General features: G+C 54.0%; 21 protein-coding genes and 1 pseudogene. 8 read left to right on the forward strand and 14 right to left on the reverse strand.

Annotated elements, in window-relative coordinates; translation table 11 throughout:
* Positions 1-94: 94 nt before the first annotated feature.
* The 4 genes from kdpC to kdpF form a co-directional block, all read right to left on the reverse strand.
* Complete coding sequence (gene kdpC / locus F6R97_RS07780; protein ID WP_315866343.1) at positions 95-640, reverse strand: potassium-transporting ATPase subunit KdpC; 546 nt, start codon at positions 638-640, stop codon at positions 95-97.
* A gap of 244 nt (positions 641-884) precedes the next feature.
* Positions 885-2,942 (reverse strand): potassium-transporting ATPase subunit KdpB, encoded by a 2,058-nt coding sequence (kdpB, locus tag F6R97_RS07785; protein WP_315866344.1) that lies wholly within the window; start codon positions 2,940-2,942, stop codon positions 885-887.
* A gap of 10 nt (positions 2,943-2,952) precedes the next feature.
* Positions 2,953-4,647 (reverse strand): potassium-transporting ATPase subunit KdpA, encoded by a 1,695-nt coding sequence (gene kdpA / locus F6R97_RS07790; protein ID WP_315866345.1) that lies wholly within the window; start codon positions 4,645-4,647, stop codon positions 2,953-2,955.
* A gap of 8 nt (positions 4,648-4,655) precedes the next feature.
* Positions 4,656-4,745, reverse strand: a complete 90-nt coding sequence (gene kdpF / locus F6R97_RS07795) for a K(+)-transporting ATPase subunit F (protein ID WP_007899818.1) — start codon at positions 4,743-4,745, stop codon at positions 4,656-4,658.
* Positions 4,746-5,139: 394 nt separating this feature from the next.
* Here kdpF and eat point away from each other — a divergent pair, with 394 nt between their 5' ends.
* Together eat and F6R97_RS07805 are read left to right on the forward strand one after the other, a co-directional pair.
* On the forward strand, positions 5,140-6,504 hold the full coding sequence (gene eat / locus F6R97_RS07800; RefSeq protein ID WP_008071671.1) for an ethanolamine permease: 1,365 nt from the start codon (positions 5,140-5,142) through the stop codon (positions 6,502-6,504).
* 259 nt (positions 6,505-6,763) lie between these two features.
* Positions 6,764-6,931: a DUF2897 family protein gene (locus F6R97_RS07805; protein ID WP_008006000.1), complete on the forward strand. Its 168-nt coding sequence runs from the start codon at positions 6,764-6,766 to the stop codon at positions 6,929-6,931.
* Positions 6,932-7,016: 85 nt separating this feature from the next.
* Here F6R97_RS07805 and F6R97_RS07810 read toward each other — a convergent pair whose 3' ends face one another.
* The 8 genes from F6R97_RS07810 to F6R97_RS07845 form a co-directional block, all read right to left on the reverse strand.
* Positions 7,017-7,868: an urea carboxylase-associated family protein gene (locus tag F6R97_RS07810; RefSeq protein ID WP_315866346.1), complete on the reverse strand. Its 852-nt coding sequence runs from the start codon at positions 7,866-7,868 to the stop codon at positions 7,017-7,019.
* Between the two features lie 16 nt (positions 7,869-7,884).
* Positions 7,885-8,538, reverse strand: coding sequence for a GntR family transcriptional regulator (locus tag F6R97_RS07815; protein ID WP_007899808.1), 654 nt, complete (start codon positions 8,536-8,538; stop codon positions 7,885-7,887).
* A gap of 74 nt (positions 8,539-8,612) precedes the next feature.
* Positions 8,613-9,887 (reverse strand): beta-ketoacyl-ACP synthase II, encoded by a 1,275-nt coding sequence (gene fabF / locus F6R97_RS07820; RefSeq protein ID WP_315866347.1) that lies wholly within the window; start codon positions 9,885-9,887, stop codon positions 8,613-8,615.
* Between the two features lie 32 nt (positions 9,888-9,919).
* A complete protein-coding gene (locus F6R97_RS07825; RefSeq protein WP_315866348.1) occupies positions 9,920-10,714 on the reverse strand; it encodes an SDR family oxidoreductase in 795 nt (264 codons plus the stop codon).
* A 207-nt stretch (positions 10,715-10,921) separates the two neighbouring features.
* The gene (locus F6R97_RS07830; protein WP_038982182.1) at positions 10,922-11,257 is read right to left on the reverse strand and encodes a ComEA family DNA-binding protein; all 336 of its coding nucleotides are present in this window, start codon (positions 11,255-11,257) and stop codon (positions 10,922-10,924) included.
* Between the two features lie 112 nt (positions 11,258-11,369).
* Positions 11,370-13,364: a nucleoside-diphosphate sugar epimerase/dehydratase gene (locus F6R97_RS07835; RefSeq protein WP_315866349.1), complete on the reverse strand. Its 1,995-nt coding sequence runs from the start codon at positions 13,362-13,364 to the stop codon at positions 11,370-11,372.
* A gap of 108 nt (positions 13,365-13,472) precedes the next feature.
* The gene (locus F6R97_RS07840; protein WP_315866350.1) at positions 13,473-14,495 is read right to left on the reverse strand and encodes a glycosyltransferase family 4 protein; all 1,023 of its coding nucleotides are present in this window, start codon (positions 14,493-14,495) and stop codon (positions 13,473-13,475) included.
* Positions 14,492-15,505, reverse strand: coding sequence for an SDR family oxidoreductase (locus F6R97_RS07845; protein ID WP_315866351.1), 1,014 nt, complete (start codon positions 15,503-15,505; stop codon positions 14,492-14,494). The genes F6R97_RS07840 and F6R97_RS07845 overlap by 4 nt, the downstream gene beginning before the upstream one ends.
* A gap of 280 nt (positions 15,506-15,785) precedes the next feature.
* Between F6R97_RS07845 and F6R97_RS07850 the strand changes: the two genes are divergently transcribed.
* The 6 genes and pseudogenes from F6R97_RS07850 to F6R97_RS07875 all read left to right on the forward strand — a co-directional run bounded on the left by F6R97_RS07850 (position 15,786) and on the right by F6R97_RS07875 (position 22,740).
* Positions 15,786-16,883: a DegT/DnrJ/EryC1/StrS family aminotransferase gene (locus tag F6R97_RS07850; protein WP_315866352.1), complete on the forward strand. Its 1,098-nt coding sequence runs from the start codon at positions 15,786-15,788 to the stop codon at positions 16,881-16,883.
* Complete coding sequence (locus F6R97_RS07855) at positions 16,880-17,827, forward strand: glycosyltransferase family 2 protein (protein ID WP_315866353.1); 948 nt, start codon at positions 16,880-16,882, stop codon at positions 17,825-17,827. Before F6R97_RS07850 ends, F6R97_RS07855 begins: the two co-directional genes overlap by 4 nt.
* Entirely contained in the window at positions 17,820-18,773 is a 954-nt protein-coding gene (locus F6R97_RS07860) for a WxcM-like domain-containing protein (protein ID WP_315866354.1), read from the forward strand. Before F6R97_RS07855 ends, F6R97_RS07860 begins: the two co-directional genes overlap by 8 nt.
* Positions 18,773-19,186, forward strand: coding sequence for a GtrA family protein (locus F6R97_RS07865; protein WP_315866355.1), 414 nt, complete (start codon positions 18,773-18,775; stop codon positions 19,184-19,186). The genes F6R97_RS07860 and F6R97_RS07865 overlap by 1 nt, the downstream gene beginning before the upstream one ends.
* A gap of 6 nt (positions 19,187-19,192) precedes the next feature.
* On the forward strand, positions 19,193-21,397 hold the full coding sequence (locus F6R97_RS07870) for a hypothetical protein (RefSeq protein WP_315866356.1): 2,205 nt from the start codon (positions 19,193-19,195) through the stop codon (positions 21,395-21,397).
* A 554-nt stretch (positions 21,398-21,951) separates the two neighbouring features.
* Positions 21,952-22,740 (forward strand): annotated as a pseudogene (locus tag F6R97_RS07875) (ISL3 family transposase).
* 301 nt (positions 22,741-23,041) lie between these two features.
* Here F6R97_RS07875 and F6R97_RS07880 read toward each other — a convergent pair.
* Both F6R97_RS07880 and F6R97_RS07885 read right to left on the reverse strand, forming a co-directional pair.
* Complete coding sequence (locus tag F6R97_RS07880; RefSeq protein WP_315866357.1) at positions 23,042-24,154, reverse strand: acyltransferase; 1,113 nt, start codon at positions 24,152-24,154, stop codon at positions 23,042-23,044.
* 130 nt (positions 24,155-24,284) lie between these two features.
* On the reverse strand, positions 24,285-25,637 hold the full coding sequence (locus tag F6R97_RS07885; protein ID WP_315866358.1) for a hypothetical protein: 1,353 nt from the start codon (positions 25,635-25,637) through the stop codon (positions 24,285-24,287).
* Between the last annotated feature and the right edge of the window lie 64 nt (positions 25,638-25,701).

Genomic DNA, 25,701 nt, shown 5'->3' on the forward strand with positions numbered 1-25,701 from the left:
CAGAGGTCGCGGGGTCGACACGGGCAGTGTAGGAGCTGGCGAAGCCTGCGATCTTTTGATCTGTAGGAGCTGCCGCAGGCTGCGATCTTTTGATCTACAGTTTTTCCAGCGCCCTATTCAGCGCCAACACATTCACCACCGGCGGCCCTACCAACGGCTGCTCGATGTGCGCGTCCAGCAGTTGCTCAAGCGTAGACACCGGCAGACTGCGCGCCGCCGCAACACGCGCCAGTTGATAGGCAATCGCGGCCGGTGGCAAGTGCGGATCGAGGCCACTGCCGGAGGTGGTCAGCAAGGCCAACGGCACCGGCCCCTGGCCGGGCACCAGCAGTTTGTTGGCATCGTCGATAACCCGAGTGGCCAGCGCCGGATTGCTTGGCGAGAAGTTGCTGGCGCTGCTCGACACGGTGGCAAAGGCACCGGCCGATGGCCGTGGGTGGAACCAGGTGTCGCCGACGAAATCCTGCGCGATCAGCGACGAACCGCGGACCTTGCCGTCGGCATCACGCACCAGGCTGCCGTTGGCCTGATCCGGGAAGGCGACCTGGGCGACACCGGTGACCACCAAGGGGTAAGCGACGCCGGTGATCAGGGTCATCAGCATCAACAGGCTCAGGGCCGGACGTATCAGTGTGGACATTTCACAATCCTCGATTCGATAAAAAAATCAGGTCTGGAAGCTACTGCTCAGCCCTGTGGCAAAGGGGCTTTTGTGGCGAGGGGGCTTGCCCCCGTTGGGTTGCGAAGCAGTCGCCAGCCCGATGCATGCGGTATGTCTGAAGAAATGAGGTTTTAGGTTTTGGGGCTGCTGCGCAACCCAACGGGGGCAAGCCCCCTCGCCACAAAAGCCCCTCACCACAAAAGCCCGCACACTCAGATCAACCTCAAACCAGATGCAACGCCGTCAACAGCATGTCGATCGCCTTGATCCCCACGAACGGCACCAGAATCCCGCCCAGCCCATAGATCAGCAGATTGCGCCGCAGCAACGCCGCCGCACTCACCGCCTGCACCCTCACACCGCGCAATGCCAGCGGAATCAGCACCACAATGATCAACGCGTTGAACACAATCGCCGACAGAATCGCGCTCTGCGGACTGCTCAGGTGCATGACGTTGAGCACACCCAATTGCGGGTAGATCGAGGCGAACAGCGCCGGCAGAATCGCGAAGTACTTGGCCACGTCGTTGGCGATGGAAAAGGTTGTCAGCGCACCGCGGGTCACCAGCAATTCCTTGCCGATCTGCACCACGTCCAACAGCTTGGTCGGATCGCTGTCGAGATCGACCATGTTCGCCGCCTCACGCGCCGCTTGCGTACCATCGTTCATCGCCATGCCCACGTCCGCCTGAGCCAAAGCCGGAGCATCGTTGGCGCCGTCACCGCACATGGCGACCAGCCGACCGTCGTTCTGCTCGTGGCGAATGCGCGCCAGTTTCTTCTCCGGTGTGGCTTCGGCCAGCACGTCATCCACACCCGCTTCGGCAGCAATCGCCGCAGCGGTCAGCGGGTTGTCGCCGGTCACCATGACCGTGCGAATCCCCAGCTTGCGCAGTTCGGCGAAACGCTCGCGGATGCCAGGCTTGACCACGTCCTTGAGGTGGATAACACCGAGCAATTTTCCGTCAACGCAGACCAGCAACGGCGTGCCGCCACTTTGAGCGATCTTGTCGATTTCCCGGGACAGAGGCGCGGCCAGATCGGCGCGTTTCAGTCCGACGAAGGTCAGCAGCGAATCCACGGCGCCTTTGCGATAGACCCGGCCCTGATAGTCGACACCGGACAAGCGGGTTTCAGCGCTGAACGGCACGGCGGTCAGCACCTCGGCGGACGGCTCGGGTTGCGGGTGAAGACCGCGCAGGTATTCGACGATGGATTTTCCTTCAGCGGTGTCATCGGCCAGGGAGGCGAATAACGCACCTTCGGCCAGCTCTTTGGCGGTGACGCCAGGCGCGGCATAGACCGCGGAGCAACGACGGTTGCCGAAGGTGATGGTGCCGGTCTTGTCCAGCAACAGAACATGCACGTCCCCCGCCGCTTCCACGGCGCGACCGGACTTGGCGATCACGTTCAGGCGCACCAGACGGTCCATCCCGGCGATACCAATGGCCGACAACAAACCGCCGATAGTGGTCGGAATCAGCGTGACCAATAACGCCACCAGGAACACCAACGGCAGGCTGCCGTTGGCGAAGTGGGCGAACGGTTGCAGGGTCACCACCACCAGCAGGAAGATCAGGGTCAAGCCGATCAGCAGGATATCCAGCGCTACTTCGTTCGGGGTTTTCTGGCGTTTGGCGCCTTCGACCAGCGCGATCATGCGGTCGAGAGTCGACTCGCCGGGGTTGGCGGTGATGCGCACCAGCAGCCAGTCGGACACCAGTCGGGTATTGCCGGTGACAGCCGAGCGGTCGCCACCGGACTCGCGAATCACCGGCGCCGATTCACCAGTAATCGCCGCTTCGTTGACCGCCGCGATACCTTCGATCACCTCGCCGTCACCGGGAATCATCTCCCCCGCTTCGACGCGCACCACATCGTCCTTGCGCAGGCTGGTGGCCGGTACCACTTGAAAGCTGCCATTGGCAGTTTTGCGACGGGCACTCAAGCCTTCACTGCCGGCCTTGAGGCTGTCGGCGCGGGCCTTGCCGCGACCTTCTGCCAGCGCTTCGGCGAAGTTGGCGAACAACACGGTGAACCACAGCCACAAGGCGATTTGCGCGGCGACGAAGGTCGGCACGGCGCTATCGGGAATGAAGCACAGCACCGTGGTGAGGATGGCGGTCAGTTCCACCACCAGCATCACCGGCGCACGCTGCAATTGCCGTGGGTCGAGCTTGACGAAGGCTTGCACCAGCGCTGGACGCCACAGAGCCGAGATCGCGGTTTTTGGTTGTTCCGGCGCCTTGGCGACGACGGCTTTAGTTGCGGGCATATTCATCATCAGCTCCTCAGAAGCCTAAACTCAGATGTTCGGCAATCGGGCCCAGCGCTAATGTCGGCAGGAATGTCAGGCCACCCACCAGCAAAATGGTCACGGTCAACAGGGTCACGAACAGCGGACCATGGGTCGGGAAACTGTTCTGGCCGATCGGCGCGGTTTTCTTCATCGCCAGGCTGCCGGCCAGGGCCAGTACCGGAAGGATGTAACCGAAGCGCCCGATCAACATGCCCAGTCCCAGCATCAGGTTGTGGAATGCCGTGTTCGCCCCAAATCCCGCAAACGCCGAACCGTTGTTGGCACTGGCCGAGGTGTAGGCATAAAGCAACTGACTGAAACCGTGAGCACCGGGGTTACTTACCGCCGCAACCGGGCCTGGCAGGCTGGCGGCAATCGCGCCGAGCACCAGCACACCCACCGGCATCACCAACAAGGTCACCATCAGCAACTGAACTTCCCGGGCTTGCAGTTTCTTGCCGAGGTATTCCGGGGTGCGGCCGATCATCAGCCCGGCGAGGAACACCGCGATCAGCACGTTGAGCAACATGCCGTAGAGCCCTGCTCCGACGCCGCCGAAGATCACTTCGCCGACCATCATGTTGATCATCGCGACCATGCCGCTCAGCGGGTTAAGGCTGTCGTGCATGCCGTTGACCGAACCGTTCGACGCCGCAGTGGTAGTCACCGACCACAGCACAGTGGCGGTGGTGCCGAAGCGTGCTTCCTTGCCTTCCAGCGGCGCGGTCTGTTCGACGGCGACGTTGGCCAGGGTCGGATTGGGTTGGTACTCAGCCCACAACGACGTCGCGCCGCCGATCAAAAACAGCGCCAGCATGCAGGCGATGATCGCGCGGCTCTGACGCAGGTCTTTCACGTAATGGCCGAAGGTGAACACCAGCGCCACCGGAATCAGAATGATCGAGGAGACTTCGAACAGGTTGCTCCAGGCTGTCGGATTTTCGAACGGATGCGCCGAGTTGACGCCGAAGAAACCACCGCCATTGGTGCCCAGTTGCTTGATCGCAATCTGGCTGGCAGCCGGGCCGAGCGGGATCACCTGATCGACGCCTTGCATCGTCACGGCATTCACGTAGTGGGCGAAAGTTTGTGGCACGCCCTGCCAGACCAGAAACAGCGCCAGCAGCAGGCACAGCGGCAGCAGGCCATAGAGAGTGGCGCGGGTCATGTCGACCCAGAAGTTGCCGAGGGTCTTGGTTGATTTGCGACCGATGCCACGACACAGCGCAACCAGAACCGCCAGACCGGTGGCGGCGCTGACGAAGTTCTGCACGGTGAGGCCAACCATCTGACTCAGGTAGCTGAGGGTCGCTTCGCCGCTGTAGGACTGCCAGTTGGTATTGGTCATGAAACTGACGGCGGTGTTGAACGCTTGCGTCCACTCCTGACCCGGCAGGTTTTGCGGATTCAGCGGTAAGTAATCCTGAAACACCAGGATCGCAAACAGCAGCAAAAAACCGGCGAGGTTGAAGGCGAGCAAGGCCAGGGTGTATTTCTGCCAGCTCTGTTCGATCTGTGGATCGACACCGGCCACCCGATAACAGCCACGCTCCACCGGCCCAAGGATCGGCGAAAGCCAGGTGCGCTGCCCTTCCATCACCTTGTAGTAGAAGCGTCCCAGAAACGGTGCCGGGATCAGCACCACGGCGAAGAAGGCGAGGATCAGCCAATAGTCATAACTGTGCATAGCCGCTCCTAGTTCCGGTCCGCGCGCAACAGCGCAACCAACAGATAAATGAACAGCCCCACTGCCAATAGCAGTGACACCCCATCCAGAACGCTCATGGAAGTTCTCCGTGTTACGGCGTATTGCCGCGTGTGGAGTGATTGTCTGCAGGGAGGCTGTAAAGGCGCGAGATCGAGGGGTGGGGCGGGGCATAAATAAAGCGTAAAGAGTGGGAAATTTTGCGGAGGCAGGGCGGGCCTCTTCGCGAGCAAGCCCGCTCCCACAGGGATCGGAGTTGTGTGGGTAAACGCATTCCAAATGTGGGAGCGGGCTTGCTCGCGAAGACGGCAGCACAGGCAACAACGCCCCCAACTGGCGCACAAACAGCCCCCATTCAGCCGCTAACATCCCCGATACGACAGCTTTCAGCGCTTTGCGACGCTCACTTGCAAAATGGCACGCCCGCTGCACACGCCCTCCCCCGAGCATTCCAAACCGTTCTGGGAGCAACGCATGAACACACAACTCAAACCCACGCTGGGCACGCTGCACCTGTGGGGTATCGCGGTCGGGCTGGTGATTTCCGGGGAGTACTTCGGCTGGAGTTATGGCTGGGGCGTTGCCGGGACACTTGGCTTCCTGGTGACTTCGTTCATGGTCGCCACGATGTACACCTGCTTCATCTTCAGTTTCACCGAACTGACCACCGCAATTCCCCATGCCGGCGGTCCTTTTGCCTACAGCCGCCGCGCCTTTGGAGAAAAAGGTGGATTGATTGCCGGGCTGGCGACCCTGATCGAATTCGTCTTCGCCCCACCGGCGATTGCCCTGGCGATCGGTGCCTACCTGAACGTGCAGTTTCCGGCCCTCGACCCGAAACACGCGGCGGTCGGTGCCTACATCGTGTTCATGGGCCTGAACATCCTCGGTGTGAAACTCGCAGCAACCTTCGAACTGGTGGTCTGCGTATTGGCGGTCGCCGAGTTGCTGGTATTCATGGGCGTGGTCGCCCCGGCGTTCAGCTTCAGTAACTTCGCGCTCAACGGCTGGGCCGGTTCTGATGTGTTCGGTGCACCCGCGATTGCCGGCATGTTCGCGGCCATTCCGTTTGCCATTTGGTTCTTCCTGGCCATCGAAGGTGCAGCCATGGCTGCCGAAGAAGCCAAGGACCCGAAACGCACAATTCCCAAGGCTTACATCAGCGGCATCCTGACCCTGGTGCTGCTGGCCATGGGCGTGATGTTCTTTGCCGGCGGTGTCGGCGACTGGCGCACCCTGTCGAACATCAACGATCCGCTGCCGCAAGCCATGAAAGCCGTGGTCGGCGAAAGCTCCGGCTGGTTGCACATGCTGGTCTGGATCGGCTTGTTCGGCCTGGTGGCGAGTTTTCACGGGATCATCCTCGGCTACTCGCGGCAGTTCTTCGCTCTCGCCCGTGCCGGTTACCTGCCGGCATCCCTGGCCAAACTGTCGCGCTTCCAGACCCCGCACCGGGCGATCATCGCCGGTGGCGTGATCGGCATCGCGGCGATCTACAGCGACGGCTTGATCAACCTTGGCGGCATGACGCTGACAGCTGCGATGATCACCATGGCGGTATTCGGCGCGATCGTGATGTACATCATGAGCATGCTCAGCCTGTTCAAACTGCGTAAAACCGAGCCGAACCTGGAACGTACTTTCCGCGCGCCCTGCTACCCGTTGGTGCCCTTCATTGCGCTGATGCTGGCGGTGGTTTGCCTGGTGGCGATGGCCTGGTTCAATACCTTGATCGGGTTGATTTTCCTGGGCTTCATGGCAGTGGGTTTTGTGTATTTCATGCTGACGGCGCAGTTGCGTGCCGATGCGCCCGCGGATGCGATGTTGACCGGGCTCTGACTTCAAACCACTTCCCTGTAGGAGCTGCCGCAGGCTGCGATCTTTTGATCTTCATCGATGCATCTGGCGCCGAAGATCAAAAGATCGCAGCCTGCGGCAGCTCCTACGGGGAAAGTGCAAGTTTCGAAGATATGGCGCAGATGAACGGGACATAACAGGCATAGAATGGAACCACTGCGAAAATTGATCGCTCAAAAGTGGTATGCAGGGTCGGTTGGCGAAACTCTCGCCCACCGGCCTGCCCTTAAGGAGAACTCCTATGCCTTGGTATGCCTGGTTGATTCTGATCGTTGCCATCGGCTCGATCGTTGGTGGTTTGATGATGCTGCGCGACACCGCCAACAAGGTCGAATTGACCGAAGAGCAACGTAAGCGCGTCGCCGAACGTAATGCGGAAGCGGATGCCAAGGATGCGCAGGACCGCTAGATCAAAAGATCGCAGCCTTCGGCAGCTCCTACACGGAATATGCGTTTCCCTGTAGGATCTGCCGAAGGCTGCGATCTTTTTGCTCTTACTTTTCCCAATCCGCCTTGGCAATGTGCAAGCCATGCTGCCCCTTGTACGCCGCACGCTCCGGTTGGCTCCAGCCCTTGAGCAAAGAATCCTCCAACCGATAAATCTCCACCCCCAACGGCCGACACACACTCAGCGGATCTTGCGCATCCGGCCCCCACATGGCCAGCGACAAATCCCCACCCGGGCAGGTCGATAGCGCGCACAGCAAATCAATCTCGGCAAAGAACTCCAGGTAATCGCCCTGCTGCGCCGGGCAGGCTTTCATGAAGTACATGTCATCGTGATTCAGGCCGGTGCACTGGAAAATGTTCAGCACATCATGCACGTCAAACTCGGTCAGGCCATGGGGTAACACTGCGCGAGTCAAATTCGAGTGGCAGTGATGATGGAAGTCCTCACCGGTGAGCATTTTGTTCACATACGGATCGCAGCGCGTCCCCAGCAAGTCGTGCAAACGCCCGCCATGTTCGTCGATACCATACCCGGCCAGGCTATCGTCGGTGATAGTCACCAACGGTCGTAAGAAAGGCAGGTTCGACCAGAGCCGGTCATGGGTGCTGACATGCGCCCCTTGCAACTGCCGGGTCCGCGCTGCCCACAAGCGTTCGCGCGGGTCGTGGGCATTCCAGACATTGAAGTCCCCGACTTGCGGGCCGACCGGGGTCGTGACCCTGAACACATGCCCGGCCGGCACATTCCAGGCGCGGCCGGTGCGGATCGGCACTTCGAACTGCTCGATCAGCGTGCGCCCCTCTTTCTTGTCCCGGACTCTCTCGTAGAAAGCCGTATCCACCTGCAAGGCCGAGCCTTTGCTGACTTGATAGGCCGCCGGATAGTCTTTGTACATGGCACAAAATCCTCAATCAATGATGGGAAGAAGGGGCAAGCATCTGCAACAGGAGGTGTTCGGAGTCGTCGAGATAAAGGCTCATGGCGTCCCCGGCCGCGCGTTTGTCGCCGTCGGCTAGCAAGTCATGTATCTGCCGGTCTCGCGCCAGCCAGGGCGCCTGAAAACGTGATTCATCGGGAGCGGTGCAAAACACCAGGCGCAGTTGCGCGACGACGTTGGTGAAGAACTCATCAAACAATGGACTGCGCAGCAATCCGACGATGTGTTGGTGAAATGCCAGGCTGTGGGTGCCGACGGCACGCCAGTCCTCACGCTCCCGGGCCAACTCGGTGGCTTCCAGGGCTTCGAGCATCCGGTCGGACTGATAATCACGCAGTGGCTGACTGGCGCTGATGGCTTGCAGTTCCAGGGTGCGACGGACCTTGAACAGATCGCGCACATCATCAGCCCCCAGCCTACGCACCATCACGCCTTTGTTGCGGACATAACGGGTCAGCCCTTCCTGACCCAGACGGTGCAACGCCTCGCGAATCGTGTTTCGCGAGGCGTTGTAGGCCGACACCAGATCGTTTTCCACCAACGCCATGCCGGGCAGCAAACGCCCGCCGATGATGTCAGCGCGTAACTCCAATGTGATGTGGTCGGCCAGGGACAGTCCGCTGCTCATACTCAACGCCTCTAGATTGTTCAACAATCGTCAGCGAATGAGTAGTCACTATTCGTGCCATCACCTGTCGTGAACTAGTCCTCCCAATATTTGAACAACACGCTGGCGTTCACGCCGCCAAATCCGAAGCCGTTGGACATGGCGTACTCGATCGTCATTGGCCGCGCCTGACCATGAACAATGTCCACGCCTTGGGCTGCTGGATCCGGGTTATCGAAGTTGAGCGTGGCCGGCACCACCTGATCGCGGAGCGCCAACAGCGTAAAGATCGCCTCGATCCCGCCTGCGGCACCGAGCAAATGCCCGGTCGCGGACTTGGTCGACGATACCGCTATCTTGTTGTCCGAGCCGAACAGCGACTTGATGGCCGCCAATTCCCCGAGATCGCCAACCGGTGTCGAAGTTGCGTGAGCATTGAGATGCTGCACCTGTGCCGGCGAAATACCCGCCTGAGCCAACGCCAGCGACATCGCCCGACGCGCACCGCTGCCATCTTCAGGCCCCGCGGTCAGGTGATAAGCATCGGCGCTGGTGCCGTAACCGACCAGCTCGGCCAACGGCTGAGCGCCGCGCGCCAGTGCATGTTCCAGGGATTCGATTACCAAAAGGCCCGAGCCCTCGCCCATCACAAAGCCATCGCGACCACTGTCGAACGGTCGCGAGGAGCGCTCCGGGGTGTCGTTGTAACCGCTGGACAAGGCTCGAGCCGCCGCGAACCCGGCGAGACTGACACGATCGATCGCCGCCTCCGCACCGCCGCACACCGCAATGTCCGCCTCGCCACATCGAATCAGCCGCGCCGCATCACCAATCGCCTGAGCCCCGGCCGCGCACGCTGTTACCGGAGCCCCCAAAGGGCCCTTGAAACCGTGCTCGATCGACACATGGCCCGCGGCAAGATTGACCAGAAACGAAGGAATGGTGAACGGCGACAAACGTCGCGGGCCACGGTTGTCGGTGGTGCGCACCGCATCGGCAATCGCGCCGAAACCACCCACGCCCGAACCAATAATGGTGGCAGTGCGTTCCTGGGCTTTGGCGTCCTGCGGTTGCCAACCGGCCTGCTCCAGCGCCTGACGCGCCGCCTCCATGGCAAACATAATGAAGCGATCCATCTTCTTCTGCTCTTTGGGCGGTGTCGCCCGGTCCGGATCGAAACCCGCCTCGGGATCTTCCGCCAGAGTTTGCACCGCGCCACCGACCTTGGTGGACAGATCGGCAACCACCTCGTCCGGTAACGCCCGCAACCCGGAGCGCCCGGCCAATAGACGTGCCCAAACCGCTTCGACGCCACTACCCAACGGCGACACCAGGCCCATGCCCGTGACCACCACTCGACGATTACTCATAACGCAAATACCTCAAGCCTATTCATGGTGCCTCACTTGTAACGCGTGGCGGCCGTGCTTCTGGATAGATTCGGCGCCATCGCATGACGCGCCGCCATAAAGGCCTCCCACTCGGAGGCATTCGGTAACGAAGGAATGGTGATCAACTCACCCTGGTCCAGACCCGACAACGCCGCGTCGACCATCTCCCCCGCCTCCATGATCATGTCCGCCGGAATCTGGGACGCATCGATACCGGAGCGCTCCAAAATCTCGGTGCGTGTTACACCCGGCAACACCGCTTGAACCTGGACCCCGGTGCCTTCCAGTTCGGCGTTCAACGACTGAGTGAGACTCAACACATAAGCCTTGCTCGCGCTGTACGTCGCATTGAACCGCTCTGGAAACAACGCCACCACCGATGCAATATTGATAATCGTCCCACGACCCGCCTTGGTAAAACTGGCCGCCGCCGCCGAGGCCAGCCGCGTCACCGTGGTGACGTTCAGCTGAATCAACCGCTCCAGCTGATCCATATCCGCGTTGGCAAGCAAACCATCCGCCGCGACACCGGCGTTGTTCAGCAACAGGCTGATACTCGAATCGCTGCGCAGACGCTGCTCAAGCTTCAACACATCATCCTTTTGCGTCAGATCCGCCTTCAGTACCTCCACCTGAACACCATGCGCGGCGCGCAACTTGCTCGCCGCGGCCTCCAGCCGTTCCAGATCACGGGCAACCAGCAACAAATCAAAACCGCGCGCCGCCAACCGCTCCGCGTAAACCGCCCCGATGCCGGAAGAAACACCGGTGACGAGGGCCGTACCTTGGTTCTGGACAGAATTCATGACAATGCTCCTGGAGGATGCTTGAGGAAGGCGAAGTGCCTGAATGTCAAAGCGCTTCAGCGAATAACGAATTTATTATAGGCATAATTTAAGCGTTATATGATAGTCGTAATTTTTTGTCTTCTGATGAAAGGCGTCAAATCACCCTCTGCGGCAATATGCAAAAAGGCCGGTCAATGACCGGCCTCTTGGTGTGGATTTATAAGCTTAGTTCACTTCCAGCTTCTCGCGATTCTTGTCCAGAATGGCTTTGCCGATCCCTTTCACTTCCAGCAATTCGTCGATGGACGAAAACGGACCATTACTCTCACGATAAGCAACAATCGCCTTGGCCTTCGCTTCACCAATCCCGGACAACTCGCGCTGCAGAGTCGGCGCATCAGCCCCATTGAGATCGACCTTGGCGGTTTGAGCCTTGGCGGCAGCGTCCAGCATCAAGGGTGCCTTGGCAGCCTCTGGCGCAGCCGTTGGCGCAGCGATGGCCGCAATAGAGGCGCTGGTGAGCAGGGCAAAAACCAGAGAGTAGAAATAGCCAGTACGCATAAATGAAGCTCCATGACATCGATTGAGAAAGCAGCTTTTCCGAAGCTGCCTCCTAAACTTAGGCGATGTGGTGGAGCTGTCAAAAGTGTGTCTGTTGCAGGATGTGAAACAATCAAGGCTCGAGACGGCGTTGCTGGTGGATCCAGTCGACAATCTCGCCGTCAGGGGTATAGCCGCTGACCGTTTCACGCAGGAGCTGGCGCACGCGGGAGTAATCATCCTCCTCGACAGCCAACAACAGCTCAGTCAAACGGCCCTTGAGCACGTCCCAGGGCAGATGGTCTTCGTTGGCGGACATGATCATCGGATGTGGCGTCGCAGCGACGTTATCCCCGATCAGCAACTCTTCGTAGAGCTTCTCGCCCGGACGCAGGCCAGTGAACTCAATGGAAATGTCACCGTGCAGGTTCTTCTCCGAGCGGATGCTCAAACCGGACAGGTGAATCATCTTCTCCGCCAGTTCGATGATCTTCACCGGTTCACCCATGTCCAGGACGAACACATCACCGCCCTGCCCCATGGATCCGGCCTGGATTACCAACTGCGCGGCTTCGGGAATGGTCATGAAGTAGCGGGTAATTTTCGGGTGCGTGACCGTCAGCGGGCCACCGGACTTGATCTGACTGTGGAACAACGGAATCACCGAACCGGACGACCCAAGCACATTGCCAAAACGAACCATGGTGAAACGGGTTTTGTTGACCCGGGATACATTCGCCTTGTCGCCAAACAGTACCGGGGCGATTTCACGACTGAGGGCCTGAAGGGTCAACTCCGCCAGACGCTTGGTACTGCCCATGACGTTGGTCGGACGTACAGCTTTATCGGTTGAGATCAGCACAAAGTTGGCCACACCCGACTGCAAGGCAGCCTGAGCGGTATTCAACGTGCCCATGACATTGTTGAGCACGCCTTCAGCGATATTGTGCTCGACCATCGGCACATGCTTATAAGCGGCGGCGTGATAAACGGTATCTACGCGCCAGGTCTTCATCACATCGAGCAGTTTGTGCGGGTGACGTATGGAGCCGAGGATAGGCAGCAACTTGACCGGTACCGACTCACGGCAGGCGCGCTGCTCCAATTCCGACAAGATGCTGTAGAGGTTGAACTCACTGTGCTCAAACAGCAGAAGCGTGGTCGGGCCAAGGGAGAAGATCTGCCGGCACAGCTCCGAACCGATCGATCCGCCAGCACCAGTGACCATCACGGTCTTGCCTTTGATACAGCGCTCAAGCAAATCGGCCTGGGCTGGCACGGCGTCACGACCCAACAAGTCAGCGATATCCACTTCCTGAATGTCTTCAACCTTGACCCTGCCGCTGGCCAGATCGGTGAAATTCGGAACACTTCGTACGTGAAGCGGGAAACCTTCCAGCAGATTGAGAATTTCCCTGCGTCGCGCGCGGGTGGACGACGGTAGGGCCAGAAGGATTTCCTGTGCACCGGTGACGTCGATCATCTGCTGGATGTGTTTGGGCTTGTAGACCTGTAGACCAGAGATAGAGCGATCGGCGATGCTGGAGTCGTCGTCGATGAACGCCACGGGGCGCATGACTCGGCCCATGCGAAGTGCTGCAACCAGTTGATTGCCCGCCACGCCTGCACCGTAAATGGCGACCTTGGTTAGGCCATCATCGCGACTGGTGAACGGTACATGCTGGGCGGCTGTGAACCAGTCGCCCATGAAGTACTGGCGCATGCACAAGCGCAGACCGCCGATGATGACGAGGCTTAGCCACCAGTAGTTGAAAACGATGGAGCGTGGCACTACCGTTTCGTGATTGCTGTACCAATAGACAACGACAGCCAGAATAAGCGACGAAAGGCTAACGGCCTTGATAATGGCGATGAGGGCGTCATTACCGAAATAGCGCATGACGGCACGGTACATGCCAAAACGTATGAACAAGGGAATAGCGATAATTGGGGCACAGGCGAAGAGCCAAAAATGGACTCTCAAGGGGTTGTACATATCATCCAGGCCCAGACGCACGATAAACGCTAGCCACAGGGCGATCCAGACCAGCAGGATGTCTGTAGCGACCTGAATTAACCTTTTTCGACGCCGAGGGAGCCCTACCAGGTACGCTCTGATTTTATCCATAAACCCTTCAAACACCTTAGTCCTCCTCTCTGCAGCCCCTTCACCTGAAACCTCAAAGGCGCGCCGCAATCACTCTAAACCTAATGACAGAGTAGTAGCTGCTTAGTTCTATACCGCTGAATCTTCCTGATTTCCGGCGCGAAATTTTATTGCCAGCACGATCAGTGGCACATAAGCCAAAATGCCCCCCAAAGCTCCGTCCAGACCAAAACGTGTCACGCACACGGCTATTGGCAACAGCCAGAACAGATTGATCATGCCAACAGCGATCGTTATCGGTAAATGCTTGCCGAAGCGACGTGAGGCAAATTGGTAGGCATGACTGCGATGCGCTTCATAGACTTTCTCCCCTCTAAACAAACGGCGAAACAGCGTAAATGTCGCATCGACGATGAATACCCCAAGCAAAATCAGCCAGGCCCATAGCATAGGCGCACTCACCCACGCCGCCTGCAGAGAAAGCCCCCCCAGCACCATGCCAAGAAATCCACTGCCGGCGTCGCCCATGAAAATCTTCGCGGGTGGGAAATTCCAATAAAGGAAACCTGCCACAGAAGCGGCGAGCAACAACGGTCCCCAAATCAGGCTGTCCAGACCTGCCAACCAATAAAGCAGACAGGCTCCCAGGCAGGCACACATCGCTTCTACGCTGGCAATGCCATCGATTCCGTCCATGAAGTTGTAGAGATTGAGTAACCACACCAGATAGAAAGCTGCCAGCACATGACCTGCCCAGCCCATATCGACATACACGCCAAACAGTGCGATTGGAGGCAAACCACCCATCCAGCCCAGCAACCAGACCGCCGCCGCGAAATGCCCCAACAAACGCCAGCGTGCGGCGATATGTCCGTGATCGTCCATAAAACCAATCAACGCTATCGAGAGCCCTGCCCCTGCACTCGCGAAAAAGGCAGATGGCGCAATCAGTCCAGCGGCGTACAGAAATACCAACGACACAATAAAAGCCACGACAATTGCTACGCCACCACCGCGCGGTGTTGCAACCACGTGAGAACTACGGGCGTTCGGGACATCCATCAATCTTCGAGAAATCGCGTACTTGCGTAACGCCGCCGTCAGAAAAAAGGAAATACAGACAGCCACTGGAATGAACCACGCATAATTCATTTTTGGCGAGACTCCAGAAAATGCTGCGCGGTCAATTTCAACCCTTCATCCAGACTTGCAGGTGGACGCCACCCGAGCAATTCCTTGTTTTTCTGGATATCGACCTGCAATGAGCCGAAAAGCCGTTGAGCTACCGCACGTCGTCCCAATAAGCCAGCCAGGAACAGCAGCAACCCGGCAGGAACGGGTATAAGCCAGGTTTTCGCCCCCAAATAAGTGACAAGGCGCCGCATCAACTGGGTCGTTGAAACATCACTATCATCGCTTACCAGAAAGACCTGATTCGCAGCGTGGGGATGATCGACACACGTATTGATCAGATCAACGACATTTTGCAGTGATACTAGGCTTCGCTGATTGTTCACCGCCCCGAATGGTAGCGGAATACCCTTGATCAACCATCGCATCATTTGCTGAAAGTTCGCACCTACACCTGCACCGTAAATAAGCACCGGACGGATGATTACAACTTCAATGGCTCCATCCTGGGCCAGTTGCATAAGTTGTTGTTCTGCTTCGCACTTGGAAATCGCATATGAATCCGAAGGCAGTGGAATATCATCTGCAGAGAACGCACGTCCTGACGCAGTAGTTTCCCCATTGACTTTGATAGAACTGATAAAGATGAATCTTTTAACGCCAGCCAGTATGGCCTGCCGCGCCAGGTTAAGTGTCCCTTCGACATTGACCGCACGAAATTTTTCCAGCGATTGCGCCGGATCCTCGTGCATGACGTGCACTCGAGCCGCCGAATGCACAATCACATTCACACCGGAAAGAGACTGAGCCCAATTGGTGGCTCGATCTATATTCGATATATAAATCTTTTGTACTACTTCGGGCAACTTGCTATTCAAATTTCTGAGCGGAGCCACAACCGATGTTTCCGGTAACGTGCAGAAATGCTTTACCAGAGCACTTCCCAGAAACCCCGTAGCACCGGTTACAAGTATTTTTTTTGACATTTCAAACCGATTTAAAAAATTGATAGCAATGGAATAATCTATCACGAAAAGACGTCATTTTGAGCGCTGAATTTGTGTGTTACCCCCAGCCCTCCCTCCGACCGCCAAGCGTCTGGTCCGCAGATGAGGAATTCCACGCTATCGATTCAAGACGAATTTCCATCACACCGGTTGGAGCAAACACCCGGGAGAGATAGAATCCACCCAATTTTGACTAAAAGCTCACTGAGTAGAGCCTAGGCGTCTAGCCAAGATGGCTGGCGTCAGCAAGTGATTCAAAATAAATACTAAATTCAATAGGCCAGGCCTCGAAGGGAGCACATCGATGCAGCAAATCAATAATCTCAGCGCGAAAATCGCCAAATACCGAGATCAGATCGATGCATCCATCCAACGCGTGGTGTCCAGCGGATGGGTTGTGCTGGGTCCGGAGGTCAAACGTTTTGAAGCGTCCTTTGCCCAATACCTGGGCGCTGACCACTGCATAACCGTCGCCAATGGCACCGATGCAATTGAATTGGCCCTCAAGGCTCTGGGTGTTGAAAAAGGTGACGTGGTCGCTACTGTCGCCAACGCCGGCATGTATACCACCACTTCGGTCCTGGCCATTGGTGCCGTACCCACCTTCATGGATGTCGACTTCGATACCCAGGTCGTAACGCTTGCCCAAGTCAAACGTGCCGTTGAGGCAGGCGCCAAAGTCGTCGTCGTCACTCACCTTTATGGTTTGGCTATCCCGGAAATCCAGGAAATCGCCACTTTCTGCGCGGACAACGGCATTGCGCTCCTGGAAGATTGCGCACAAGCACACGGAGCCAGCCTGCATGGCAAACGTGTAGGGACATTCGGGAACGCCTCGAGCTTCAGTTTCTACCCGACAAAAAACCTCGGCGCGCTTGGCGACGGCGGTGCAGTAGTCACCAACTCTGCTGAAATTGCGCAGCGAGTCTCACAATTGCGTCAATACGGCTGGTCTTCCAAATACTGCGTGGAGCTGAGCGGAGCCAGAAACAGCCGCCTGGACGAAATGCAAGCTGCCATTCTCTCCGAGTTCCTGCCCCATCTTGATCAGGGCAATGCCCGACGCAACGAAATTGCCGAACGTTATCGCAATGAAATAAATCAACCTGACATTGTTCATCCGCAAGGGAAAAGCGATGCCTGGGTCGCTCACCTTTATGTGATCAAGAGCCCGAAACGGGACTCCCTGCAGCAACATCTGCGTGGCTTGCAAATCGCTTCCGAGGTCCACTACCCGATTCCTGACTACAAACAACCTGTATTCAAGAACGTGAATGTTGACTGCCACTTGGCCAACACCGAGCGTTTGGCAAAAGAGATTTTGACTCTGCCATGCTATCCAGAAATGGAAGAGCATGAAGTCAGCGCAGTGATCAAAGCAGTCAATGGATGGGCTGCATGACATACTCGATCATCATCCCGGTTTACAAAAACGCAGAATCCATTCCACGCTTGATTCAGGCTCTCAGCGAAATCAACGAGAGTCTGAACAACGAGGTAGAAGCGGTTTTTGTCGTCGATGGCAGCCCGGATGCATCGTTTGAGTTGATTCAAAAAGAACTGCCAAACCTGCCTTTTTCCGCGCAGTTAATTGCTCATTCGAGGAATTTCGGCTCTTTCCCGGCCATTCGTACGGGCCTGATGGCAGCAACCGGGGAATATTTCGGCGTCATGGCGGCCGACCTGCAGGAACCACCGGAACTGTTGATCAGCTTCTTCCAGTCGCTGTCGAACGATGAGTGTGATGTGGCCATCGGGACACGTAACGCCCGTAAGGATCCGCTTTTCAGCCGACTGGCCTCTTCAATGTTCTGGGGCCTCTATAGAAAGCTGGTGGTCCACGACATGCCTAAAGGTGGCGTGGATATCTTTGGCTGCAACAACGCCTTCAAAGAGCAGCTTCTGAAGCTTGAAGAATCTCGTTCGTCGTTGATCGCATTAATATTCTGGCTCGGTTTCAGAAGAAAATTCGTCGACTACGATCGCCAGGTTCGCCAGGAAGGCAAGTCAGCTTGGACGTTCAAGAAGAAGCTGGAATACATGATGGACAGCGTCTTCGCTTTCACCGACTACCCTATTCGTCTTTTGATCAAAATGGGTGCGATAGGCTCATTGGTGTCAGCTGTAATAGGCCTGATGGTCATCATTGCAAGAATTCACGGCACCATCGCAGTACCAGGGTATGCCGCCACCATGGTCGTGGTCCTGCTGCTGGGTACTTTGAATCTTCTGGGTTTGGGCCTTGTAGGCACCTATGCCTGGCGCGCCTATGAGAACACCAAACAACGACCGTTGGCAGTCGTGAGCATGCAATTGAACAATAGGGAGCAAGCTGATCATGTCTAACCCGACTATCCATCCCAGCGCAGATGTTAAAAGCACCAGCATCGGCCAAAACACCCGTGTCTGGCAGTACGTTGTTGTTTTCCCCGACGCTGTGATCGGTGCAGATGTGAACATCTGCTCCCATTGCCTGATTGAAAACGATGTCGTTATCGGCGACAGAACGACAATCAAGTCTGGCGTGTATGTCTGGGATGGACTGCGAATTGGTAATGATGTGTTTATTGGTCCGAATGTCACGTTCACCAATGACAAGTTTCCTCGCTCCAAGATTTACCCGGAAACGTTTCTGCCAACGGTGATACACGACAAGGCCTCGATCGGCGGTGGCGCCGTGATCCTCCCAGGAGTCACCATCGGTATTGGTGCAATGGTAGGAGCTGGCGCGGTGGTCACCAAATCCGTGCCTCCGTATGCGATTGTGACAGGGTCACCGGCGCGGATTACCGGATACGTAGAGAATTCAGCGGCAAGCGACAACAGCGAAAAACCGAAGCTCGTTGAAAACGCGGAGTCGCAAGAAGGGATTACAAGGGTAGGAGTGGGCGAAGTCACCTCACACAGCTTCAAATACGTAGCGGACATGCGGGGCGATTTGTCGGTCGGCGAATTCGAAAAGGAAATCCCGTTTATTCCGAAGCGCTATTTCCTGGTGTTTAACGTACCCAGCCAAAAAACCCGCGGCGAACATGCTCATCACAAATGCCATCAATTCCTTATCTGCGTCAAAGGGAGTTGCGCTGTAGTGGTAGATGACGGTCAAAGCCGCGCAGAAGTGATGCTCGACGCTCCGAACAAAGGCATTTACTTGCCACCCTTGATCTGGGGTATCCAGTATAAGTACTCGGAAGATGCTGTCCTGCTGGTATTCACTTCCGACTACTATGACGCGGCTGATTACATTCGGGACTACTCCGACTTTTTGAAAATAACAGGCTCGAAAAACTAGTGAGCATTACCATTTCAAAAGAACATGTACGCCGATGGGTATCGTTCCTGGCAGGAGGTTTTTTAAACACCCTCCTGACCTATGGAATCTATTTATTGCTTAACATGTATATAAGCTATCAAAAATCCTATGTCATCGCTTATATAACCGGAATCGTATTTTCGTACCTGTTTAACGCACAAATTGTTTTCAATGTAAAAAAATCATGGAAAGGCTTGATGGCCTACCCTTTAGTGTATCTGCTCCAGTACATATTGGCTGCCTTAATGCTTAGCCTTATGGTGGAGAGATTAGGCATACCTAAAGAAATAGCGCCGCTTTTGATCATTGTCCTGCTTCTGCCTGTAACTTACTTGCTGAGCAAAACGATACTTAAAGCTACACATCAGTCTAAGACAGGAATGGACCAGTAGAGCCAAATGACAAACCTGACAGAACAACTAACACTTGAAAAACTTTCCCCGCCGAACTCTGATGCCGGGGTAAAGTTTTGGATGGCACATATCTTGCCCTCCGCTATTTTGGTCTTGGCATTGTGGTTACCCTACGGATTTTCTCTAATAGGTTTGATCGAAGAGTGGGGATTGCTGGGATTGTTTACAACCCACGGTGTATTCTTCATAGCGGATACTACCAGCCCTCTTGCTGCACATGCGCTACGTCCACTGACGATCCTTCCACAAGCAATTGCCTACTACTTGGACCCCTACTCATTTAAATACTGGAATGTGTTACTTGCCCTCTCATTATGCATAAAGGGTTCAAGCCTGAGCTACATAACGAACTATATTACCGGCTCGCGAAAGTGGGGAGTTATCGCCGGACTGCTAATTATTATTTATCCAGCCGACACAATGCAATTGTCGCTCAGAGCACTCCATATAAACTGGGCGCTTAGCTTAACGCTACTAGGGACGGCCATATTCATAGCAACTCTGCAGCCGAGATCGAAACTCGCGTCATACTCAATGGCTATCGTTTCGGCATTGTTTTTGTTAGCCGCCTGCTCAATGTATGAAGCCTCACTATTACTTTCGGTGTTGCCATTTCTAATAGTGCTCACTAAATCAGGCTTTACATGTACCTCGCGACATCTGATTCTTAAATCTTGGAAAAGTCTAATATGGGTCTCAGGCGCGCTTAGCTATATTGTTTACGTGATATATACGGCACCACATGTTACAAGTTATCAGAGCGCTCTTTCTGGCACCAACGTGATAAGCACGATAAAGCTTTCGCTACCCAATCTATTCTCGATCGGCCTATTGAGAACAACTTTGGGCGGGTGGTATGACGCAATAATAATAACCACTACAGAGTTCAGTACATACTGGTACGCTATCAGCACACTAGCTTTAGCCTCCATTATAATTTTTGGACTGCTGCATCAGTCCAAAGAAAACAAAATCATTGAAACCTCTCCTCAACTGAGCCTCGTAGTACGCTTATTTGCGGCTGGCATCATACTAGCGCTTTTAGGCTACGCCCCGTTCCTATTATCTCCCCCTCATCAATCAATAAGCCAGCGTACGTTCCTTTTCGCAACTCCTGGTGGCGCACTTGCAACTTTGGCCATAATTTTAGCCATTAACAAAGCCAACAAATATTTGGCTACGAGCTGCATGGCATTCTTGATTTTCGTTGGATTTTCAACCCAGCTATATCAATTCCACCACTATGTTAAACTCTCGGATAGGCAGCGCGGTGTGTTAAACAATATCGTCGAACAGTTTGACGGAGACATCAAGGACAAAACCCTCGTAGTTATTGACAAGACAAACCAGCTGAATCACACCTGGATGTTTATTAATGAAAACCTTCAGGCAAGCCTTAACTATATCTATGGCCATCCATTTAATAAAATGGAGGTTTGCCATGAACGGGGCGATGAATGGCAGCATATCGACAGTGTTGCCCGCAAGGGAACTTGTGAAGAAACAGCTAATGAATGGATATTTCATTACCCGGCACCAATCAGTGACCCAAGCATGAAACTAAGCCCACAGATAGAAGACAAAAGGCTTACCAAATCTCAGACAACAACCCTTGTAGTAAACCCTGATGAGGTTGTAACAGTTAATTCGAATCGCTCGGACATTCTACGAAATGACCAAAGTAGTACAGGTTCTATCTATCGCGGGGTCCTCGATAAACCTGCTTATCATAATTCGCTAGTAGATTTCTCCGATCAGAAACCCAATGAAAATTATTTTTGGGGATTTGGTAAATGGTGGAGCATGGAGTTGCCAACAGCCGGCTCTGGCTGGCGCGAGGCTGAATGGATCGTTAACAAATTCCAACATAATGCTTCAGCTTGGAAAAATAACAAACAGGCATCTATTGACTTTAAACTTTCACCTTCATCAGACCGCTATCAGCTACACGGGTTATTTAACGCCTTTATGAATACCCAAATAAAGACAAGCATGAAAATTGAAATAAATGGCGTTCGCATCCCCTTCGTATGGAAAGAAGACAACAGCTTCGAAGCTGAACTTGTCAAGATCCAGCTTCGGGATGGAATTAACACAATTACGTTTATTAGTGACGTAGATGAAAAATACTTTGATTTTTCGGCAAGACTTGACGGGTTTGAGATAAAAACTCTTCCTCAAACTTACTAATTTAGCTACTGCTTCCTGCCGTCCAATTAGCGACGCGCAGGAAGCAGCACCTAATAAAAGGTTCTCACGGAATCCCGGGAAACACAGAAACAAGAACGCCGATTTGATTGATAATGTTCGTGCGAGCAAACACATCTAACAAACCGGCGTTCTTATGCGCGATATTAATACTTTCCTTCCTTTTTGGGAGGGTTTTTCTGTCGTCACGATCAAGCTGATGGTGACGCCCTCAAGATCGATCTGACACCCAGCGCCACCCGATTCCCTTCCTGTGGCAGGTGCCAAAAACCCTGTTCAACCACACATGAGTATTGCCAGCGAGTCATTCGTGATCTGCCCATTCTCGGTCGAGCAGTGCGCCTGAGCGTCTTGCTCCGGTGCGTTGGTTGCCGCGATTGTGGCAAACGCATGGAGGCCGTCAGTTGGCTGGATCGCTATGCCCGCATGACGCGCCGTTTGGCCGATGCGGTCGCCTTCCCACCTTGCACGTGGCCTAGATGTTTGGGTTGCATTGGGACACCGTTCGGTTGCTGGAGCGTCGAGCCTTGCAGGCGATGTTGAGTGAGCTGCCGAAGGCGCAGCCACGACGCCTGGTGATGGATGAATTCGCGCTGTTCAAAGGGAATCGCTACGCCAGTGTTGTGTTGGATGCCGATACGCGACGAGTGCTATGGATCGGCGAAGGCCGCAGCCGGGCGGCGGTTCGGCCCTTTTTCGAAGAGTTGGGGCCAGAGGGGTGTGCTCGAATCGAAGCGGTGGCAATGGACATGAACAACGCTTTTGACCTGGAGGTTCGTCAGTACTGCCCAAAAGCGCGAGTGGTGTACGACCTTTTCCATTTGGTGGCCAAGTTTGGCCGAGAGGTGATTGATCGGGTTCGCGTCGACGAAGCTAATCGACTGCGTCATGACAAGCCTGCCCGAAAGGTCATCAAGCAGGCGCGTTGGCTACTTCTGCGTAACCCTCAGAATCTGAAAACGCCGGAGCAACAGGTCCGCTTGGAAGATCTGCTGGCGGCCAACCAAGCATTGATGACGGTCTATTTGATGAAGGCTGAACTAAAGACGCTCTGGACGCCGCGTACCGCTTGGGGCTGGAGATCGACGTGGAAGCAATGGCTTTGCCATGCTCATGAAAGTGAGATCCCTGCTCTGATCCAGTTCCCCAAACGGCTAAAGCTTTACTGGCGGGGCATCGTAAGTCGGGTTCGCTGGCCGATGCACACAGGGTAGCTGGAGGGGATAAACAACCGAATAAAGGTCATCAAGCGGATGGCGTACGGTTACCGGGATAGCGAATTCTTTTTCATGAAGATCAAGAGCGTTTTTCCCGGTAATCCATGAAGAACCTAATAAAAGCCCCCAAAAAAACGCTCCCTGCAAGGCCCAGTTGGCAACCAGCAAGATATTCCGCTACTGGGATGCGGGGTTCATTACAGCCCTACACCGTATTTATATAAACCTTGCCTCACACAGGCAGAGTTTACGGCGTTTTTACATCTAAAGGAAAAGTAAGGATCGCAGCTGATCCCGTCATATTGCACTATGAAGAGATCCCGGAGGCAAGGTGAAGCGGTCATCCACCAATCGATACTCTTCATCGCCAGTTACTTGTCACCGCCCTGCATAAGCAGAGGAAACAAATTTATTGGGGCGTTGTACTTCCTCTCAACGGTTCGGATTGTTTAAACAGAGGCTTGAGTGATGAAAATTGACGGCAAAAACTCAAGAACACTTTGCCTGTGCGCAGACCATAAAGCTCCACACTTTTATGTAAACCAAAGCACACTGAAAATAGCACGACAAGAATTTGGATTGTTGCAGGGAGGAATGTCAATCCAAAATAATCTACGGCGGAGGTTATATAGCCCCAAAGCCAGTTATGAAACAGATAGACAGAAAATGTCATATTAGAAACCAAGCGTATCAAGGGTCCGTCTTCCATCCGAAATCGAAAGCTCCACCCTAATAGAAATATCGCGACAGCATAAAAGCCAAAATTAAACTCTTTCCAATTAGGCTGATATTTCGGAACCATATACAGAAAACAAGAAAAAAGAATAAAAAAACTAGCGATACATAGATTTTTTTTGGAGTTTCCAGTTTCCCAAAGATAGATACACCCCCCCATAAACAGGAAGGATGAATAAATTGATTGATATGCCAAGGGCAGATTTTCTGAGCCAGGAAAGGGTGGCAGTGCAATAATTACCGCGGCAACAACCATAAATACAATAGGCAAATATTTCTGGCATCTAAAAAAGCCTAAAGACTTGATGACAGCCATTACTATATAGAAAACTATCTCTAGCCTAAGCGTCCACTCAACGCCTCCCAGAGCCAAAGGAGTGCCAAAAAAATCGCCTATCAAAAGAACGCGCGGCACCCATACCGATAAAGGGGGAAAGGCAATACCGCCTAAATAATAAGCAAAAATACTCTCCAGTACCACGGCTACAATAAACAGCGGATAGATCCTGAAAAATCTTTTTATCAGGAACTCTAATGTCGACTCTGACTGCAGAACGTGAGTAATGATATATCCCGATGTCAGAAAAAAAACGATGACCCCTGCACCACCGCCATAACACAACGGAAGAAGGACTTGCGCTAAATACCGAACAGTTATATGTAGAGTTTCATTAGTGGAGGCAAAAGCGAATACTGCATACATTTTGTGTGCAATTAACACACTCATGAATGCAAATATTCGCATAACATCGAGAAAAACAATCCTGTCGGTGGTTCTATTAGCCATTTTTTGACCGCGCATTAAGGAATTGTAGCCAGTTGACTGAGGAGGTGATTGCGACATCGAGAACTATACAAGCCCTGGTTGCCACTGTCAGCTCTCGTCCTGTCCGACAAGAAAATAACAACCTCAGAAGTTACGGTAACTCATATGAGATGCAGGCCATAGCCGCACTTGAAATCCCCAAGGATACGGAAGACATAAATATAAAAACTAGCAAAAGTACAAGCCAATTCTGGTAAATTTTAGCCTTGAACATATTCCATTCAAACCCAGTAACTACAGCACCGAACAGTACTAAGTAAATGGGAAAGAAAAAACGCGTCTCAACAGCGCCAGGCAAGATAGCCAATACCGGCAAGAGAAGGGGAGCTAAATAAGCCGCCTCAATCCATCGTTTATCCCTACGCAACCAATAGACCAAAACACAGAAAAACAATAAGCAAAAACATAAAAATGAGACAATGCTTTTGTTGATTGATGGCTTTTCAGCATAGACAATACCATCACGCACATCCAAGCCATTGATAAAATGCCGCCCATAAATACCCAGAAACTGTACAGGATGCTTTATTACCATAGATAAATAGTCCCGCATATTGGGATCGGCGAACGATGACTTATCAAGATCCCTTAGTGCCATTCCTGCAGGATCACTGTAAAAAATACTTGGCGCGGGCGTATCTTTACCTGCATAGGTTTCATAACGCTGGACTACCACTCCCCAATAGAGTTGCTGGGCCATTAACGGCTTGCCTTTCACCATGCCCATCACTAATGGTGAGGCAACCCCATGTATACGCTTGTTAATCAACATTTGTGGCGCAGCGATAGTTAAAGCACCTAGTAAAAAAACAAGCATCCCAAGGGCACGCAAGCGCCAAGGTTTACCCCGCATAAAAACAAATACAACAACAAAGAAAAGTGCTATAGCAGCGAATAGATAAATTGTGCGAACATTATAAGCCGCACTTACAGCGGCACCTGCCAGAAACAGCCAACACAACCAATATCGGGAGTTCGCGCGACTGGCCAACGCGACACTAATAATAAGTATAAGTAGCGCAGGCAAGTCAGATAATGGGAATAGAAATAAACCCGGAAAAAGCGTGAGCGTCAGTAATGCGAAAGCCGTCCGTCGAATAAAGGACAGTTTGCCACCAAAGGTCTTCAAGAAAAAGTTAGCGATGGGGCCCGTCAGTAAGTAAGCATAAACTGCGGAAGAAGCAATCTGAAAAACAATTCGACCATTATCGCCTACCATATCAGCAAGCATGTGGACAGGCACAAGTAAAAGTGGGTAAAAATAGCCACGTAACACTTCAGGAAAGTTCACTATGACCGAAGGCGCACTAAGCGCCCAATACAAGCTCGAATCAAAAGGATAGAAAGATATATCCATGACCCGATGAAGCACGAAAGACAGCAGGCACACAGTAATAAAAGAAAATAAATGCTGTTGCCGTTGAAGCGAACCCAATAAGTCCATGACACTCTCTACGTTTAGTATTGTTTAATGCGCTATTCTTGTCGCTATGTAAGTACTGTATAGA

This window comes from Pseudomonas sp. JV414 (assembly GCF_032424305.1).
Lineage (GTDB): Bacteria > Pseudomonadota > Gammaproteobacteria > Pseudomonadales > Pseudomonadaceae > Aquipseudomonas > Aquipseudomonas lini.